Consider the following 16,741-nt stretch of genomic DNA (forward strand, 5'->3'; position numbering starts at 1 on the left):
ATTTTCGCCGCTGCGAAATTTCAGATTTACAATGAGCGTATATACATTGTCTGTTTGCCGGCACCAATCTGTATCAGTTGTTTGCTGTCTATCAGCTGTTTCAGGTCGTTTAGCGCCATGAACTGACTACAACGGTTCAGCTTCATGCAGGTACTACGGTTAATGCATTTGTTTTCTTCCACTTCAGTCATGATATTCTTCAGGCGTTGTTCTTGCGTGAGTTTTTCTGTATTCACTTTTTTCACCAGTTCCAATCCTGCTTCCCGCACCTGTTCTTTCAGGGAGGTAGCACAACGGAAACTGACGGAATCTACTTCTGCCTCCACCTTGTTTTTACCGTTTTCATCGGTGGTTATTTTACTTTTCAGGGTAGGGGTAAAGTACCCCAGTCCATCCAGTTCGATACTGTTCCCTTCCGACAGATAAAATCCCATCCAGAAATTCAGTGCTTCCAATACCCCTTTTACATCGGCCGATGAAATGGTGCTCGACATCGAGATCATCTTACACATATATTTAGTGTCGAGTGTCCCTTGCGAAATGATCCGTGCATGCGGAACCTGTTTGTCTTCCCTGTCTCCCGGGACAGGGGTCTTGTACCATCCGAATTTTATACTCATTGCTATCTTTATTTAAATTAATACCAGTCGGAGCTATTTTTTGTCCCAAACAAAAATTCATTCTGCTAATATCGAATGAAAAGAGATCAATTATCAAATGGAAGAAGCATATATGTGCTTTATTCGTTTGATATATATCAAATGCAAAAAGGTTTGAATACAAATATAAGGCAGAAAGGAAGGAATTGTTCCGGCAGACGGTATCTTTTTGTATATTTTGCGCACTAATTGCATATAAGTAGAAATTTCGTGATTAAATAATTTTGGCTCTCTTTGTTACGTAACTCTCGTAATAATACGTATCTTTCGAAATCGAATAAGATTCAATGCAAGCATAATATATAAAAACAAAAAATCATGAAGACACAAAAACTCATCTTATTACTTTCCATCTTTTTAATAGGGACTCAATTAATAAGTTCTCAATCGAAAACAGGGGACTTACCGATCTTTGATTTTTCAAAAGACTATCCTCAAAAAAAGTTACGTCTTCAGGATATGGCAGATATTGAGTATGTGCCGTTGGAGACGACAGATGATATTTTGTTAGGCGGTTCATCGGTACTCTCGGCTATTACTGATAAATATATTCTCGTTCACGAGACTCGACTAGGTGATATATTTGTTTTCGATCGTAAAACGGGAAAGCTCTATTCTCATTTTAATCACAAAGGACAAGGAGGTATGGAGTATACTTGGATTAAAAATGGTACTATTTTGGATGAAAAGAAGGAGGAGATATATGTCTGTTCTCAATTTATTCTGGTTTATTCACTAAAGGGAGAATATAAGCGAACGTTGAAAATAAATGGATTTGATAATGATATGAAAATTTTCAATTTTGATGATGAATCCTTATTTATATACGATGATGTAATTGTTGAACCTGGGCGTGAAAGCAAGACTAAAAAAGATCCTTATCGTCTTGTTTCCAAAAAAGACGGCAGTTTGATTGCCATGTTGGGACTTCATTTTCCGAAAAGATATTCAAATGCTATACCTCAAAAATTAGAAGGAAATAAATGGAGATCTTTTCAATTTTATTATCCACAGAACATGCATTATGGTCAGAATTTAATGATTGCAGATATATCGTCTGATACGCTATATCAATTATCTCCGGACAAAGAATTAATCCCTCTAATGCTCCGTACACCGTCAACTCATGCCTCTGAACCTCGGAATATATGGTTCCCCTTTGTAACAACTGATAAATTTCTGCTGATAGGTACGTTTCTTTTAGATTTTAATTCGACAGGAGGAAAAACTCCTGCATTTATGTACGATATTAAAACCGGAGAAATAAATAAAGTATCGATTTTGGATGCAGAATATGACACGAGAGCTTGGAGTCAGGGTAGATGGGAGCCAAGCGGATCTCCTGCTATCGCAAAGAATATGTATGCCGAATTTATTCAGGCATCATCTGTGATAGATGCCTATAAAGGAAAACGATTGAAAGGAAATGGGCCGAAAATTGCGAAGACACTTGTCGAGGACGATAATCCGGTAGTCAGGATTCTTAAATTCAAGTAAAATTTATATTTTTAATCTCAAATGTCACTAGTATGAAAGCTTCAATAATACCTGTAGTCGATTTGTCGGAATTGCTTGAAGAACAATGCGATAAAGTTTTATTGTCTTTATATGATAATGAGTCTTATTGCTGGTATAAAGACCTGGAAAGAGACCCGGCCGGTTTGCTTTCTTTGTAAGTCAAAGAAACCTCGGTCAGCTAAAGACGTCATAAGAAAACGTTTGATCCTGTTCTGGAAACGTTGGGGAAATAAGATAAACCGATTAAGTACGGAAGATTTATGTAATCATGAAAATAGAATCTTAGCCAGTCTTGTAAGAAGTGCATATACCAGTATGACTCGTCAGGTGAAATGTGCACTAAACGCTCAAAGAAAAGCAGAATACAAACGTGAAGCTTTAGCAAATGGCATTGTTTTGCCAAAGAAAAAAAGAAGAAGGAGAAGAAGATATTAGCGACGGTGCAAAAACCTGCAAGGGTTTAAAGATTCATCTCTAGAAAAAGATGAACTATTTAGCGACGTCAGCGGGCTCGAAGAGTTCGAACTATGTTAACCCACGGTGCAACCGTGGGTTAGGGTGTCTGCCGGATGGTGCGTCCCCAAGGGGGGCGAACAACACGCTATGGTTGAACCTCTTCGAGGCTCACCGGGTGATGATCGACATGACTCCCAGTTGCACTGGGGGTTAACATAGTACGAACCCTTTGGGTCCGCCTACGACATTATCATCAGACTCAAAACTGCCAATAATTGAAACATCCATCTCTACCAAGATCTTTTACAAGCTCCTTATTAACATCTGGATCTTCTGCTCCGGCTCTCCTTTTTTCAACCCTTGCCAGGGTGCGGAACGGTCGCTACATATTGCTTAAAAGCAGGCTAAATATCGCCTTTTAACACTCCCCTGAGAAAACTCGAAAAAATGAGTATTGATACACAGTATATTAGGAAACGCGCGCGGGTACATATATATATAAATGGGGATAGTTGAAAATTGGATATTATCTATTGAATAATAAAGGATAGATAGTGATAATTGACTGACTAGAAAAATCGTTCCTTTTTTTTAGTCATACAAAGGTATAGCTTAATTTTTAATCTGCAATCCTTTTCTGAATTATTTTTACCAACCTATATGCTTTCTTATCAACAGGATAGAAAACCGAGTATGAAATTAGAGCTTTTTTACACGAAAGCAAACCGCCTCCCAAAAAGTGACTAAAAAAAAGGAACGTTTTAGCTAGTCATTTAACATTTGACAACACTAAGTAATCCTTTACAAACAGGCTTTTTAGAAACACTATTATTAATATTAAATTAAAGAATTATGAACAAAAAGTTTTCTACGTTAGTAGCTGCACTGTTAGCTTCGGGTGGATTGTTCTACGCTGTAGACGCAATGATCCTGCCTGCAGGTGACGGGGTGGCTCAAACAATTATGACGACTGTGACTCGCGCTGCAAACGGTACGGTTACCGGATATCTGCTGGGGGTAGCTGATGCCACAGATAACTATGCTACGAACTGGGTCGTAAAAGGAGCTGCTAATAATCAGTATCTGGTTGTTAAAGATGCTCCCTCAGGCGAAGTATGGTATTTGGCTACGGATTATACTGTAAAGAAAGCAACCGGTTCTAATGCACCAGCGGATGCATTGATGCTGACGTTTGACACTAAAAAGTTAAAGATTACTGATGCTGCCGCAGACACTTGGCTGGGTCTTGATGGAGCAGGTAAGTTTGCAACAACAGGTGCTAACGATACACCAGATTTCAATTATGTTGGGCTGTTTGGTGGTGATAGAACTGTAAAGAGTGGCTCTGCTAATGCAGATGACGAAGTTGCGCTTTGTGTAATTGGTGAAGGGCATGCTGCGCTGGATCCTGCTGTACAGAAGGCTGCCACTGTTACCTTTACGAAAGCTGATGTGACAGCTTCAACAGCAGCTGATATAACTGATTGGGATGCTGCTATACCTTTTGTGTTAGAACAGCTAACAGAAGATGAAGTTGACTATTACGCGTTATCTTATACAATAAACGGAACTACTTATTATTTGGGTGCTGCAAGTAACGTTACTGGCGCTGCGGTTAACTTGGTAACTGAGCCGACTCTGGAACTATGTAAGGTTGAAACATCAGCGACCGGTGTTACACTAGCTGGAATAGCGATAGATAATCCAGGAACTAACGTTATAGTTCTTAACTCAGGTTCGATTACCGGAGGACAGAAAGTCGCTCTTTTCGCTAAGGCTAGTCCGTTAGCTGCTGTTCAAGACTTAAATAGCTTAAAAGTAGGAGCTGTATGTTATTTAGGTGCTGTACCGGATGCTAACTTGGCTAGTACTATAGTATACAGTGATACGGACGTCTCTCCCATCGAGTTTGACCCAGAAACGATTGTGAAGAAGGCTTGTGGCAGTTTTGCAAGCATGGACATCTCTGAAGCCAATAACAATACTAATGTTGTGATGACCATCGGTGATAACAACACCGTAATGTTTGAAGGCAAATCAACAAAGGCATATTTGACAAATGCTGCTGCTTGGGATGCTGATGTTAAAAATGCTGCCGCTTTCATAATTGGAACAGACGGGGCTCTGAAATTACAAAATGGTGGTGATTTCTTATATTCTGCAAATAGTTCCAACGCTTTAAGTGTAGGTAATGAAACAGCTGTTGCTGGCAATCCTGGCAATAAGAAACTCACCGCATACGAAATTGTAAACGGCACAGTAAACACTTTCGCCGCCACCTCATTGGAAGCAGGCAAGCAATACGTATTTGCTGAAATAACTGATGCCGCTTCAGTTCCGGGCGACCGCGTCACTACAACTCCACAGACGGCTGAAGAGGCAGGTGCTAATGTAGCAGGTATGACAGAGGCCGGTGTACGTGTTGAGAATGGCAAGATTACATTTATTCCGGGTAACACCGAAGCAACTGCAATTCCTGCTCCTTTCACGGTTAAATCAACTGATGGCAAGTATTTGCAAACTACAGGTTGGACAGCTGCAAACGAAGTGACGACTCCCGACTCATGGATCCTGATGGAGAGCAAACTGGTGAACCTAGCAGCTCAAAAAGCAGGCGAAAATGCGATGTATTTAGGTGTTCCGTCAAAAGCAGATGCCTATGCTTTGGTTGTAAAAGACAAAGCTCTGACAGTAACTTACAATGCAACTCAAGGCCTGGTTATTGCCGGAACTGCTACAACTGCTACTCTGTCGACAACCGCCGAAGCTCCTGCTTTGGTTATGACAGGTCAGTTGACTTCTGTCAGCTCGGGTGATATCGTAACGATTTCTGATGGTACAAATTCAGTAAACAACGAATGGAAGATCGTTATCTCTGCTCTGTCAAATGACAATTATAGCTACTCTTTCCTCGAATGCAATGGAAACGGCCAGGAAGTATCTCCAAAAGCCTATTTGAAAGTAGGCGGAGAAACAGACTTTATCGGTAAGATGTATGACGGTTCGTTCTCTTTGCAGACCAAGAACGGTTCATTCCTGAAAGTGGAAAATGGTGTGCTGGTAAGCAATAATGTTCAGACTCCGTTAACACTATTCAAATTCGATGTGCAGGCTGAAGCAAAACCATTCACCGTTGATAAGCTTCTGAACGACTTCGGTTCAAGAGTAAGCTTCGGCGTTGCTTTGGGACATAAGTACATTGATGAAGATGGCGATGCTGCCACTAAGGCTATCACAACAGGTAATGTATTTGCTGATGCTGATCTGGTACCGGTTAAGTATGATAAATATGCTGCTGACGGTAAGAAATTAGTTGAACTTACAGATGATAATAATAGCAATGAAAGTACATTCCTTCTGAAGAGTGGCGGCCGCTACATTGTTCTGGAAACTACAAAGGATTCTGAATGGACAAGCATCAAGACTGATTTGAAGAATGGTGGCTATAAATTCACAACTGTAAGTGAAAAGGCTATGCTTGAAATCCTGACAGACGGTACATTCAATAAAGGTGATTACGCTCCTTATTTCACATTCTCTTATGACAACGTGAAGAACGAAGGTGGTAAAGGCAAAGCTGTTTATAGCATTGAAGTGAAAGATTACAACCAGGCTTCTTTAGCTACAAAGCTTTTCATCTCTTCTTTCGAAGTGAAGACAGGTGCACAGAAGGGTGTTTACCTGACTGTTACAACTGATCCAGCTTACTGGGTGGCTGCTGAACTGGGCTTGAATAACTTAGTTAAAGCAAAGAGTGACAACAGTCCGTTGAACTATACTTATGTAAATATTGAGTTCGCTAACCATCCGTCAGTCATGAGTCGTGACCGTGACAGTAAGGTGCTGAACGGTCGTGTACCGAGTGCTTCCGTTTATAATACAGCCGACAAATCAGAAATGCTGTTCAACAAACCGGAAGGTCAGTGGATCGTAAATGTAGGTGGCCAGAGCGGTGAATTGAATAAGAAGGGTGTTGCCGGTCTGAAAGATGCAACCAACTTCACATTCGTAAACCGTGAAAGTGGCAAGAAGTTTACTGTTAATGCTATGTATTACTTAGGCGATAACAAGTATGCAGTATCTCCTAGTATTTTTGCTAATTACCCTGCAACTCGTGATACTATGATCATCACAGGAGTTAAAGATCTCAAAGCCGGTACCCTGCAGCGTGACGGTTATGCAGACTTGAAAGCATCGGATGTACAGGACGAACAGTTCCGTCTGTTGGTTGCTTCTACAGAAGAAGACTATTATGTAGGTGAAAACCATACAGCTAAGAGTCACTTCCTGGGCTTGTCTCACAACGAAGAAGCAGCAGTGAATTGGAGAATCGTTCCGTTGACAGGTGCTCGCGAATTTGATAAGGACGGCTTCCTCAAAACGGCTTCCGACTCAATCTATGAACTCCGTTATCCGCAGTATTTCAAAGATGATAAACTGTTCAGCAAGAACGATACAATCGCTATCATCGGTTATGCATTGCAAAATACGGCTAACGACGAATATCTGACTTACGAAAATCCGCAGACTACAACAACTTTGTCTATGATCTGTGATCCGAACTTCAAGTCATTCAAGACTACGAAAGATGTCTCTAATGCTTATCGTTTCGTATTGAAAGAAAAAGCTACTGATCTGTACAATATCGTAAGTGTAAATGGTGGCGCTACGTATGATAAGGATGGATATCCAGAAGGATCGAATGCAAATCCGTTCACACTGGGTTCTAGCAAACTGTATGGCGCAACAACGCTGACAAAACAGGGTGCTGTAGAAGTAGATGGTATGTATTCTAAAATCAACTCTAACGACCTGTTCAAAGTACAGAAAGTGGGTGCTCCTGAATATCGTCTGCAGAGCATGGGTGATACGATCCGCATCTTCCGTCAGGAAAATGATTACGATCAGATGTATGAAAACGGTGAATTCCTGAATCTGGGTAACAAAGCTCAGTTGACAACTATGGCTCCTGCCCTGTATGTCGACACTGCTTATGTGAAACGTGGTCACAACAACCGTTATCAGTATCTGCTGGTTGTTAATCCGAAATATGTTCCTGCTGAACCTTGTACAATCCCCGGTCACCCGACAGTTCATCCGGATACAACTTACGGACGCTTCCTGGTGAACCTGATCGATACAGCTTATGTAGCTTATACAAAGGGTGCTATCCACACCAACAAGTATATCAACGATGCTGAAGCTGGTGAACCCTATGCTAAGTTAGGTTTCGTATATGGTTTCCGCACAGCCGACAAACTGTATATCACCGACAAGAACTATAAGAAGAGTGCGAAAGCTTCTGATGTAATCGACCTGGGCACAAGCGACTTCAACACCGCTAAGTTCGCCTTCCGTTACATCAACCCGATCAACCACGAATCTGACGGTTCATTCAAGATCCAGACAGGTTACTACGACTATGATTCTTACATCGCAGGTAAGAAACAGCCTGAAGTAGCAAACAACGGTTACCTGAAGAACATCAACGGTGTAGTAGTTGTAGCTAAGGGTTACGAAGCAGGTGACAAGTTTGATCTGGCAGCAGAACACTCAATCCCGACAGCCAACGAAGGTATCAACACATCTGAAGTATCAGTAATTGCTAAGGAAGGTGAAGTTGTTATCAACGGTGCAGCAGGCAAGACAGTAGTGATCACGAATGTTCTTGGCCAGACAATCGCTAACACAGTTCTTTCTTCCGACAACGCTACTATCTCTGCTCCTGCAGGTATCGTAGTAGTAGCCGTAGAAGGTGAAGCAGCTGTAAAAGCAATCGTAAAATAAGTAACTATTTATAATCAATAAATTTAAATTTGACTGCGCGGTTGATGCCCTATACGTTAATTCAACCAAGTACCCTGCGACAGGTGAACAAGCGGTCGATATTAATACTAAAGTAATGAAATAAAGTTCTTCTGTTCGATCTCTGTGAAGAGCAAAAACAGACAAAAAAAGCAGGCCCCGGGGATTAAGTTCTTCGGGGTCTTGTGTTCTTGCCACTTTATCTTGTATAGTGGCTTTGGGGCCGGAAGGAGTAATCAGCCTTCTCTAAATGTTATGAAAAAGTTATTAATGGCATTGCTGGGTGCCCAACCAGCTCTTTGTGTTTATCAGAAACATGTGAATAATTTGTTGCCGGAGGAAAAGGAGGTCTTTTATAAGGATTCCTTTGCTTTGGCTTTCTCTGATTGGAGAAATCTGAGTCCTGCGTATCATGATTTTTTTGTTAGCCTGATCAAAAGTGAGCGTCAGCGTTTTATCGATTTCGTGCGCAATGACACTGTTTTAGGAGAGTTTCTTTACGATGTGAAGGATGAGGCTTTGTTTATCCGTATCTTGAATTTGTTGGAACAACCGGAGAAAAAGCGTAAAACATCTTATACGAATCTGGCCTTTTCTGTTGAACTTGGATTTAATATCGTTTTGAAAGTTAAATCTTTATCGGATAAAATTCGATATGCAAGAGCGGAAACCGATGATTTGTATGAGTTGTTTCAGAAAATCTCGATAGAATAAGATGTTAAAAGCTTAGATTACAGAAAAGCAACGAGATTGTGAAAATCGGTAGGCTGTCGAATCTTATGTTTTGAAAATCAGTCTATTCGTCTATGATATCGTTGCTTTTTGTCCCTTTTCTGCTACCATACCTTTGCAGTGTACTTAATTATTCACTTAAAACATTTTTAATTATGGCACAAGGGTATAAGTTGGTTCTGCGTCCGTCGGAACCGGGAAACAAGGAGTCAAAGAAGTTGTATTATGCTGTGTCGAAAAGTACCGGTTTTACCGATTTGAGACGTTTGTGTAAACTGATTGCCGCTCGAAGTACGGTTTCGAGTGCTGATGTGAAAGCTGTACTCGATAACCTGAATTATATCCTGGATCTGGAGTTGCAGGATGGGCGTATCGTACAGTTAGGGGAATTCGGCAATTTTCGTATTACCGTCGGCAGCGAAGGGGTGGAAGATACGAAGAAGTTTACTGCTTCAATGATCCGTGCTCCTAAAATTGTGTTCACTCCCGGCTTTGATTTGCGCGAGACAAAAAAGACAATGGGGTATTCATTGATCGTCCCGGAGAAGGAAAAGAGCGAGAATCCCGGAGGTGGAAGCGGAGAGGATGACCGTCCTGTAATCGAGTAAACGATCGGAGGATGAAAAGGGTGAACATCCAACTGGTAATGGCCGTGCTGCTTTGTGCAGCCGGCCTTACACTGGTCTTTTCCGGTTTCTGGGTTGCTCCGGCCGGTGAAATACACAACAGTGTGTTAGTAGCTTTCGGGGAGATCAGTACGTTTGCCGGAGCATTGTTTGGAGTAGATTATTCATATAAAATAAAAAAGAATGAAAATGAAAGAGTGTGAGTTTCCAATGATAGACAGGTCATTGACAATGGCACAGCGTGCATGGCGAGGAAAGCATCCGGATTGGATCAGTGATCATTTTTATATGGGAGAGTTTATTTACAGTGCGGTGGCTGTTGAGCGGGGACTGGATAATACGCCGCCGCCAGAAGCACAGAAGGCGATCAGAAACCTGGTTACTAAATTACTGGAGCCACTCAGGGAACATGCAGGTGTTGCTACCGGGATGCATATATCGAGCGGATATCGCAGTGACGAACTGAATCGCCTGGTGGGCGGTGTCGAAAATTCGCAGCATCTGACAGGTGAGGCGGCAGATATTTATACGTTCGGCAGTTGCCGTTTGCTGGAAGCTCTACAGCAAAGCCGGCTGAATTTCGATCAGGCTATTTATTACCGCCGTCGCGGTTTTATTCATTTGTCGTTGAAAGTGAAAGGTAAGAACCGTCGTCAAGTAATAATTAAATGAGAGCCGCTATTTTTTTATTGATTATTGTAGCAGGGTTGTCCGGTTGTGCATCGCGTAATCCCGGGAGTCGGGAGCAATATTACACATATGCCGATTCTGTTTCGCATACACAGTTGGATACATCCTGTCTGCAATTTAACCGGAATACGCATTTACGCATCAGCTCCAGGTTGAAGGAATATTCATTTTCACCACCGGACAGTGTGGGGCGTCAGTTTGTGGAACGTATTGTTTATGCTGCTGAAGAATGGGAAATGGCTGATTCGACAGACTTGTTATCTGTTTCTGCCAATACAGTTACCAGGCAGCGTGCTACTTCATCCGTCTCTGTTCGGCAGGAAGTGATAAAGCATAAAACGAATCGGATTGTCTGGTGGGTATTAATTCCAGGTTTGATCATTTTAGTCTGTCTGGAACGAAAATTACGACGGATAAAATAGATAGGTTCTTAGGTGAGTGAAGTTGTCTTTTTAGATTCTTTTGCTTGTTTTGCACTATGAGAGTGCAATTTTCTGTTTATTTTGCACTGCGAGAGTGCATTTTTTATTATATTTGTCCAATAAATTGTATGGATATGGACAGGTTATTGAGTTATTATTATAAGTTGTTACGTGAGTTGCATTCCGATTTTTTGCGTTACATCTATTTTAAAATCGATTGGAATAGCCGGATGATTGGTTTAACCGGTCCCAGGGGGGTAGGGAAAACTACATTGATCCTTCAGCATATAAAAAAGGACCTGAATCCGGATGAAGCTATTTATGTTACAGCGGAGGATTTTTATTTTGCAGATAATAAGCTGTTAGATTTAGCTGATGAATTGGTGAAAAAAGGTATTAAGTACTTATTTATTGATGAAATCCATAAATATAAAGATTGGTCGAAAGAACTAAAGCTGATTTATGATTATCACCCAGAGTTGAAGGTCCGATTTACTGGTTCGTCTGTCCTGGATATAAATAAAGGAGCATCAGATTTGAGTCGGAGGGCAGTCATGTATCGGATGCAAGGCTTATCATTTAGAGAGTATTTACAACTATTTCATCATATTCCGGCTACTATTTATACGCTGAATGAAATTATTACCCATCAGGTTGAGGTTTCCGGTTTAGAACATCCGTTACCTTTTTTCGAGGATTATTTGAAAAAAGGCTATTATCCGTTTTCGATGGAAGATGGTTATGATATCAGGTTACGTCAAATTATCAATCAGACGTTGGAGTCGGATATTCCTCAATATGCAGATATGAATGTCTCAACAGGGCGTAAATTGAAACAATTACTTGCTATTATATCAAAAAGTGTTCCGTTTAAACCGAATTTTAGTAGTATTGCAATCATGCTTGGAGCCAGTCGAAATAATATTGCTGATTATTGTCTCTATATAGAAGAAGCTGGCTTAATTTCTCAATTGCGTGATAATACGGGGGGAATTCGTGGATTAGGCAAGGTGGATAAAATATTTCTGGATAATACGAATTTAATTTATAATCTGGTTCAGGATATTCCAAATATAGGAAATATTAGGGAGACATACTTTTTTAATCAGATGAGGGTAAATTATGATGTTATAACTTCTGATATTTCGGATTTTCAGATTGATGAAATGACTTTTGAAGTCGGGGGAAAAAATAAGGGGCAGAAGCAACTTCAAGGTGTAGAAAAGGGTTTCGTGGTAAAGGATGGTATAGAATTTGGTTATGCGAATATTGTTCCGCTTTGGCAATTTGGAATGAGTTATTAGTATTTGTCTGGTTCTATTCTTTGGATGAGGTTGATTTAAGAAATGATAATAGTCTTGTGGAAAACTAATTAATTCCGTTTCTTTGTACCCGTAAATAAGTAGGATATGGCAGACGAACAACAGATGGTGCTCCGCACGGAGGACCTGGTGAAGAAATATAGAACACGTACGGTGGTAAACCATGTTTCCATTAATGTGAAGCAAGGGGAGATTGTAGGATTGCTCGGCCCTAACGGGGCGGGAAAGACAACGACATTCTATATGACTGTTGGTCTGGTTACTCCTAATGAAGGGAAGATCTTTCTGAATGATATGGAGATAACCAAGTTCCCGGTTTATAAACGTGCCCGTAATGGTATCGGTTATCTGGCCCAGGAAGCTTCCATTTTCCGGAAAATGACGGTAGAGGATAATATCCGTTCGGTATTGGAGATGACGGATACTACTCCCGAATACCAGAAGGATAAACTGGAAAGCCTGATTGCCGAGTTCGGTTTGAATAAGGTTAGAAAGAACCTGGGTGACCAGTTGTCCGGGGGAGAACGCCGCCGTGCCGAGATTGCCCGCTGTCTGGCTATCGATCCGAAGTTTATCATGCTCGATGAACCGTTTGCCGGTGTAGACCCGATCGCCGTACAAGATATCCAGACAATCGTAGCCAAATTGAAACATAAGAATATCGGTATCCTGATCACCGACCATAATGTGTATGAAACCCTGAGTATCTGCGACCGCGCTTATCTGTTGTTTGAAGGAAAGGTTCTTTTCCAGGGTACGGCCGAACAGCTTGCCGAAAATGAGATCGTTCGTGAAAAGTACCTGGGTAAAGACTTCGTTCTGAGAAAAAAGGATCTTTAATTTGCCATCCTTTTGATCTGTTGGGTACACAGGTAAAATAACAACAGGGTTACGATAGCCAATGCCGAGTATGGCAACAGGTACGTATCTGAAATATCTCCTGTAATAAACTCATTTTCTTTCAGGCGGTCGTCCGACATGCTGATAACGGCAAAGGCGTTATTGACGAAATGGGCAAATACAGGGATCCAGATATTTCTGCTCCAATATAACAGATATCCGAAATAGGCCCCCAGCAATATGCGGGGGAGAAATCCGTAGAATTGCATGTGGAAAGCGCTGAATATGATCGCTGCTGTCCAGATCACAATATGATGGTTCGACGTCCATTTCCCGATGATCCGTTGCAGGGCGCCGCGAAAAAGAAACTCTTCGGTAATACCTGCCATGACGGCTACCACCAGCAGATTCGCTAACAGGTTCATCAAACCGTCGCCGGATAGAAGCATATTCGTCAGCTGTTCGGCAAGTGCTTCCTGTGCTTTCATCCAGTTTTCGACAGGAGCCATAAAGGTGGGCAGAACCATCTGTTTGTTGAATAATGCAGTCAGAGTGATTGCTGGCGACATCAGGAACATGCTGATAAGCACCAGGAACAGTATCTTGATATCCGGGCTTTTTTTCATCCAAAGATATTCTCCCGGGGTGGGGCTGCATAACCAGGCTACTGCAAGTGAAGGAAACAGGAATGTTCCGATCGCGGAAATCAATTGCATGAACCGCATCGCATCCGGATTTTGCATGAGATTACCCGATGCACCGTACAACAGGAAACAACTCCCCGTTCCGATCAGGGATGATAGAATGCCCCCGAACAACAGGAATAGTAACAGAAGCAATAATTGAAACGTGGCCGGTTTACCGGCGTATATACCTTTTAATATCATATGTACAGTCATAAAAAAACTTCTGCCAAAGATAGCAGAAGTTTTTATTTCTTCCAGGATAATGTAGATTATGCTCTCGGTCTGGCTTCTTTTACTACCATCTGGCGGCCTTCATATTCTGCTTCGTTCAATTCGGCGATAGCCTTCTTCGCTGCGGCATCGTCCGGCATTTCAACGAATGCAAAACCTTTAGATTTTCCGGTTTCACGGTCGATAATGATTTTTACAGAATCTACAACTCCGTATTCTTCCATTACTTGTTTTAAATCTTCTTCCCGAACACGATAGTTCAGGTTACCAATGTAAATGTTCATAAAAATAGAAATAATTAAAAAATAAAATTGTTACTTATGAAAGTGGTAAACCGGAGTTTGCGATCCTTTCACTTTACAAAGGAATACAATAATTTTAGATAAACAACATTTTGCGATAAAAAAAATAATCCGTGTCTAAATTAGGCTTGCTTATAACAAATTAAGTAAACAATTTGCGAGATTGAAAGAATAACTCTAATTTTGCAGCCTAAAATTCGATACGACTATTAATTAAATAAATCATTCAGAATGAACGTTTCGCTTAAGAACATTGATGCCGTAAGTGGTATTGTGAAATTAGAAATAGTGAAGGCTGACTATGCTGAACAGGTTGAAAAGAGCCTGCGCAACTTCCGTCAGAAAGCAAATGTACCGGGTTTCCGTAAAGGAATGGTACCGATGGGTATGGTAAAAAAGATGTATGGAAAACATGTATTGGTTGAAGAAGTAAACAAGTTGGTTTCTGAAAATCTTTTCAGCTATATCCGCGAAAATAAATTGAATATACTGGGCGAACCGATGCCTAACGAATCAGAACAAAAGCCTATTAATTTTGATACGCAGGAAGATTTCGAGTTTTGTTTCGATGTAGCTTTGGCTCCCGAAATCAATATTGCACTGAGCAAGAGCGACAAACTTCCGTATTATGAGGTTGCTATCGATGACGAAATGCTGAACCAGCAGATCGATGCATACACAGCAAACTTCGGTACGTACGACAAAGCAGAAGAGGTAGAAGAAAAGGATATGGTGAAAGGTACTGTAGCCGAACTTGAAAACGGTTCTCCGAAAGAAGGTGGTATCGTTGTTGAAGAAGCTGTACTGATGCCGGCATATATGAAGGATGAAGCTGAAAAGGCTAAATTCGTAGGTGCAAAGGTTAACTCTGTAGTCGTATTCAACCCGAACAAGGCTTATGAAGGTGCAGAAGCTGAAATCGCTTCCTTCCTGAAAGTTGATAAAGAAGCTGTTGCTGGTATTACCGGTGATTTCAGCTTTGAAATCACAGAAATTACCCGTCACCAAAAGGCTGAGATGAATCAGGAATTGTTCGATAAGGTATTTGGCGAAGGTGTAGTTACCAGCGAAGAAGAGTTTAAGAACAAGATCAAGGAAGCATTGACAGATCAGTTCACTCCGCAGAGCGACTATAAGTTCCTGTTGGACGCTCGTGAAGTATTGGTGCAGAAAGCCGGTGAAATGAAGTTTGCCGACGATATGCTGAAACGCTGGTTGGTTGCTGCTAACGAAAATACTACAGCTGAAAAAGTTGAAGAAGATTTCCCTAAGATGATTGAAGACCTGAAGTATCAGCTGATCAAAGAAAATCTGGTGAAATCAAATAACCTGAAGGTAGAAGATGCAGATATCGAAGCTTTCGCAAAACGTGTGGCACAGGCTCAGTTTGCACAGTACGGAATGCTTTCTGTTCCGGAAGATGTATTGGCGAACTATGCTAAAGACATGTTGAAAAATAAACAGACTTTGCAGAACGTTATCGATCGCGCAGTAGAAGAAAAGCTGGCTGCATGGTTGAAAGAACAGGTGGAACTGGATGTAAAAGAAGTTTCAACTGAAGAGTTCGGCAAACTCTTTGAATAATATTATCCTTCTGAAACCATAGTAAACACTATGGTTTTAACAAGAAAAAGGGTTTTCTCTCTAAAAAATATCTTACCGGATAGCAAATAAGTTGTTTCTTTCAGAAATTTATTTATAACTTTGTTATTCCGATAAGTCAGAGGGGAATCCCTTTTTTTATGACTTCCGGTAATATAAAAATTATAGATTATGGACGATTTTAGAAAGTATGCAACGAAACATTTGCGGATGAACGGCAATGCGCTGGATAGTTATATGAATATCACCAGCAGTTATATTTCTCCGACAATTATCGAAGAACGTCAGCTGAATGTTGCGCAGATGGACGTATTTTCCCGCCTGATGATGGACCGTATCATCTTCCTGGGTACCCAGGTCGATGACTATTCGGCTAACGTGATCCAGGCGCAATTATTATATCTGGATTCAAGCGACCCCGGCAAAGATATATCTATTTATATTAACTCTCCGGGCGGCTCCGTTTATGCAGGTTATGGTATTTATGATACCATGCAGTTTATCGGATGCGACGTATCGACGATCTGTACAGGTATGGCGGCTTCTTTTGCTGCCGTATTGCTGGTTGCCGGTACAAAAGGTAAACGTATGGCTCTTCCGCATTCACGTGTGATGATCCATCAACCTCTGGGCGGTGTACAGGGACAGGCTTCGGATATCGAGATCACAGCTCGTGAAATCCTGAAGGTGAAAAAGGAACTGTATACTATTATTTCCGACCATTCAGGTAAACCTTACGATGAGGTAGAGCGTGATAGCGATCGCGACTACTGGATGACAGCCGAAGAAGCGAAAGCTTATGGTATGGTTGATGAAATCCTGGTTCGTGAGAAGAAGAAATAACAAAAAC

Annotated in this window: 15 protein-coding genes; 12 read left to right on the forward strand and 3 right to left on the reverse strand. The window is 41.2% G+C overall.

Annotated elements, in window-relative coordinates:
* Window positions 1–26: 26 nt before the first annotated feature.
* Window positions 27–620 (reverse strand): HU family DNA-binding protein, encoded by a 594-nt coding sequence (locus HMPREF1212_RS24105; RefSeq protein ID WP_046151477.1) that lies wholly within the window; start codon window positions 618–620, stop codon window positions 27–29.
* A 357-nt stretch (window positions 621–977) separates the two neighbouring features.
* Here HMPREF1212_RS24105 and HMPREF1212_RS24110 point away from each other — a divergent pair, with 357 nt between their 5' ends.
* From HMPREF1212_RS24110 to lptB, 10 genes are all read left to right on the forward strand, one after another.
* On the forward strand, window positions 978–2,156 hold the full coding sequence (locus HMPREF1212_RS24110) for a 6-bladed beta-propeller (RefSeq protein ID WP_046151478.1): 1,179 nt from the start codon (window positions 978–980) through the stop codon (window positions 2,154–2,156).
* Between the two features lie 32 nt (window positions 2,157–2,188).
* A complete protein-coding gene (locus HMPREF1212_RS27060) occupies window positions 2,189–2,335 on the forward strand; it encodes a hypothetical protein (protein ID WP_157317132.1) in 147 nt (48 codons plus the stop codon).
* A 1,150-nt stretch (window positions 2,336–3,485) separates the two neighbouring features.
* A complete protein-coding gene (locus tag HMPREF1212_RS24120) occupies window positions 3,486–8,420 on the forward strand; it encodes a DUF6383 domain-containing protein (RefSeq protein WP_046151480.1) in 4,935 nt (1,644 codons plus the stop codon).
* Between the two features lie 273 nt (window positions 8,421–8,693).
* Window positions 8,694–9,152, forward strand: a complete 459-nt coding sequence (locus HMPREF1212_RS24125; protein WP_232430216.1) for a hypothetical protein — start codon at window positions 8,694–8,696, stop codon at window positions 9,150–9,152.
* A gap of 173 nt (window positions 9,153–9,325) precedes the next feature.
* Entirely contained in the window at window positions 9,326–9,778 is a 453-nt protein-coding gene (locus HMPREF1212_RS24130) for an HU family DNA-binding protein (RefSeq protein ID WP_028730628.1), read from the forward strand.
* A gap of 11 nt (window positions 9,779–9,789) precedes the next feature.
* Entirely contained in the window at window positions 9,790–9,999 is a 210-nt protein-coding gene (locus HMPREF1212_RS24135) for a hypothetical protein (RefSeq protein ID WP_028730629.1), read from the forward strand.
* Window positions 9,980–10,468 (forward strand): D-Ala-D-Ala carboxypeptidase family metallohydrolase, encoded by a 489-nt coding sequence (locus tag HMPREF1212_RS24140; protein ID WP_082099983.1) that lies wholly within the window; start codon window positions 9,980–9,982, stop codon window positions 10,466–10,468. Before HMPREF1212_RS24135 ends, HMPREF1212_RS24140 begins: the two co-directional genes overlap by 20 nt.
* Window positions 10,465–10,908 (forward strand): hypothetical protein, encoded by a 444-nt coding sequence (locus tag HMPREF1212_RS24145; protein WP_046151483.1) that lies wholly within the window; start codon window positions 10,465–10,467, stop codon window positions 10,906–10,908. Before HMPREF1212_RS24140 ends, HMPREF1212_RS24145 begins: the two co-directional genes overlap by 4 nt.
* 134 nt (window positions 10,909–11,042) lie before the next feature.
* Window positions 11,043–12,212 carry an ATP-binding protein gene (locus HMPREF1212_RS24150; protein ID WP_028730632.1) on the forward strand — a complete coding sequence of 390 codons (1,170 nt, stop codon included), beginning with the start codon at window positions 11,043–11,045 and terminating at the stop codon, window positions 12,210–12,212.
* A 105-nt stretch (window positions 12,213–12,317) separates the two neighbouring features.
* On the forward strand, window positions 12,318–13,070 hold the full coding sequence (gene lptB / locus HMPREF1212_RS24155) for an LPS export ABC transporter ATP-binding protein (RefSeq protein WP_028730633.1): 753 nt from the start codon (window positions 12,318–12,320) through the stop codon (window positions 13,068–13,070).
* Here the strand turns inward: lptB and HMPREF1212_RS24160 are convergent.
* Window positions 13,067–13,957 carry a CPBP family intramembrane glutamic endopeptidase gene (locus tag HMPREF1212_RS24160; RefSeq protein WP_046151541.1) on the reverse strand — a complete coding sequence of 297 codons (891 nt, stop codon included), beginning with the start codon at window positions 13,955–13,957 and terminating at the stop codon, window positions 13,067–13,069. The two genes, lptB and HMPREF1212_RS24160, sit on opposite strands and share 4 nt — an antisense overlap.
* Before the next feature lie 68 nt (window positions 13,958–14,025).
* A complete protein-coding gene (locus HMPREF1212_RS24165) occupies window positions 14,026–14,271 on the reverse strand; it encodes an RNA recognition motif domain-containing protein (RefSeq protein WP_028730635.1) in 246 nt (81 codons plus the stop codon).
* Window positions 14,272–14,520: 249 nt separating this feature from the next.
* On the opposite strand from HMPREF1212_RS24165, the gene tig reads away from it, so the two are divergent.
* Both tig and clpP read left to right on the forward strand, forming a co-directional pair.
* Window positions 14,521–15,873, forward strand: coding sequence for a trigger factor (tig, locus tag HMPREF1212_RS24170; protein WP_046151484.1), 1,353 nt, complete (start codon window positions 14,521–14,523; stop codon window positions 15,871–15,873).
* Between the two features lie 189 nt (window positions 15,874–16,062).
* Entirely contained in the window at window positions 16,063–16,734 is a 672-nt protein-coding gene (gene clpP, locus HMPREF1212_RS24175) for an ATP-dependent Clp endopeptidase proteolytic subunit ClpP (RefSeq protein ID WP_028730637.1), read from the forward strand.
* Window positions 16,735–16,741: the final 7 nt, after the last annotated feature.

It is taken from the genome of Parabacteroides sp. HGS0025 (assembly GCF_000969845.1).
Taxonomy (GTDB): Bacteria; Bacteroidota; Bacteroidia; order Bacteroidales; family Tannerellaceae; genus Parabacteroides; species Parabacteroides gordonii.

Bases quoted from the DNA above. Each gene is read 5' to 3' on its own strand.
- HMPREF1212_RS24105 (WP_046151477.1), bottom strand. From the start codon at position 620: ATGAGTATAAAATTCGGATGGTACAAGACCCCTGTCCCGGGAGACAGG.
- HMPREF1212_RS24110 (WP_046151478.1), top strand. From the start codon at position 978: ATGAAGACACAAAAACTCATCTTATTACTTTCCATCTTTTTAATAGGG.
- HMPREF1212_RS27060 (WP_157317132.1), top strand. From the start codon at position 2,189: ATGAAAGCTTCAATAATACCTGTAGTCGATTTGTCGGAATTGCTTGAA.
- HMPREF1212_RS24120 (WP_046151480.1), top strand. From the start codon at position 3,486: ATGAACAAAAAGTTTTCTACGTTAGTAGCTGCACTGTTAGCTTCGGGT.
- HMPREF1212_RS24125 (WP_232430216.1), top strand. From the start codon at position 8,694: ATGAAAAAGTTATTAATGGCATTGCTGGGTGCCCAACCAGCTCTTTGT.
- HMPREF1212_RS24130 (WP_028730628.1), top strand. From the start codon at position 9,326: ATGGCACAAGGGTATAAGTTGGTTCTGCGTCCGTCGGAACCGGGAAAC.
- HMPREF1212_RS24135 (WP_028730629.1), top strand. From the start codon at position 9,790: ATGAAAAGGGTGAACATCCAACTGGTAATGGCCGTGCTGCTTTGTGCA.
- HMPREF1212_RS24140 (WP_082099983.1), top strand. From the start codon at position 9,980: ATGAAAATGAAAGAGTGTGAGTTTCCAATGATAGACAGGTCATTGACA.
- HMPREF1212_RS24145 (WP_046151483.1), top strand. From the start codon at position 10,465: ATGAGAGCCGCTATTTTTTTATTGATTATTGTAGCAGGGTTGTCCGGT.
- HMPREF1212_RS24150 (WP_028730632.1), top strand. From the start codon at position 11,043: ATGGACAGGTTATTGAGTTATTATTATAAGTTGTTACGTGAGTTGCAT.
- lptB (WP_028730633.1), top strand. From the start codon at position 12,318: ATGGCAGACGAACAACAGATGGTGCTCCGCACGGAGGACCTGGTGAAG.
- HMPREF1212_RS24160 (WP_046151541.1), bottom strand. From the start codon at position 13,957: ATGATATTAAAAGGTATATACGCCGGTAAACCGGCCACGTTTCAATTA.
- HMPREF1212_RS24165 (WP_028730635.1), bottom strand. From the start codon at position 14,271: ATGAACATTTACATTGGTAACCTGAACTATCGTGTTCGGGAAGAAGAT.
- tig (WP_046151484.1), top strand. From the start codon at position 14,521: ATGAACGTTTCGCTTAAGAACATTGATGCCGTAAGTGGTATTGTGAAA.
- clpP (WP_028730637.1), top strand. From the start codon at position 16,063: ATGGACGATTTTAGAAAGTATGCAACGAAACATTTGCGGATGAACGGC.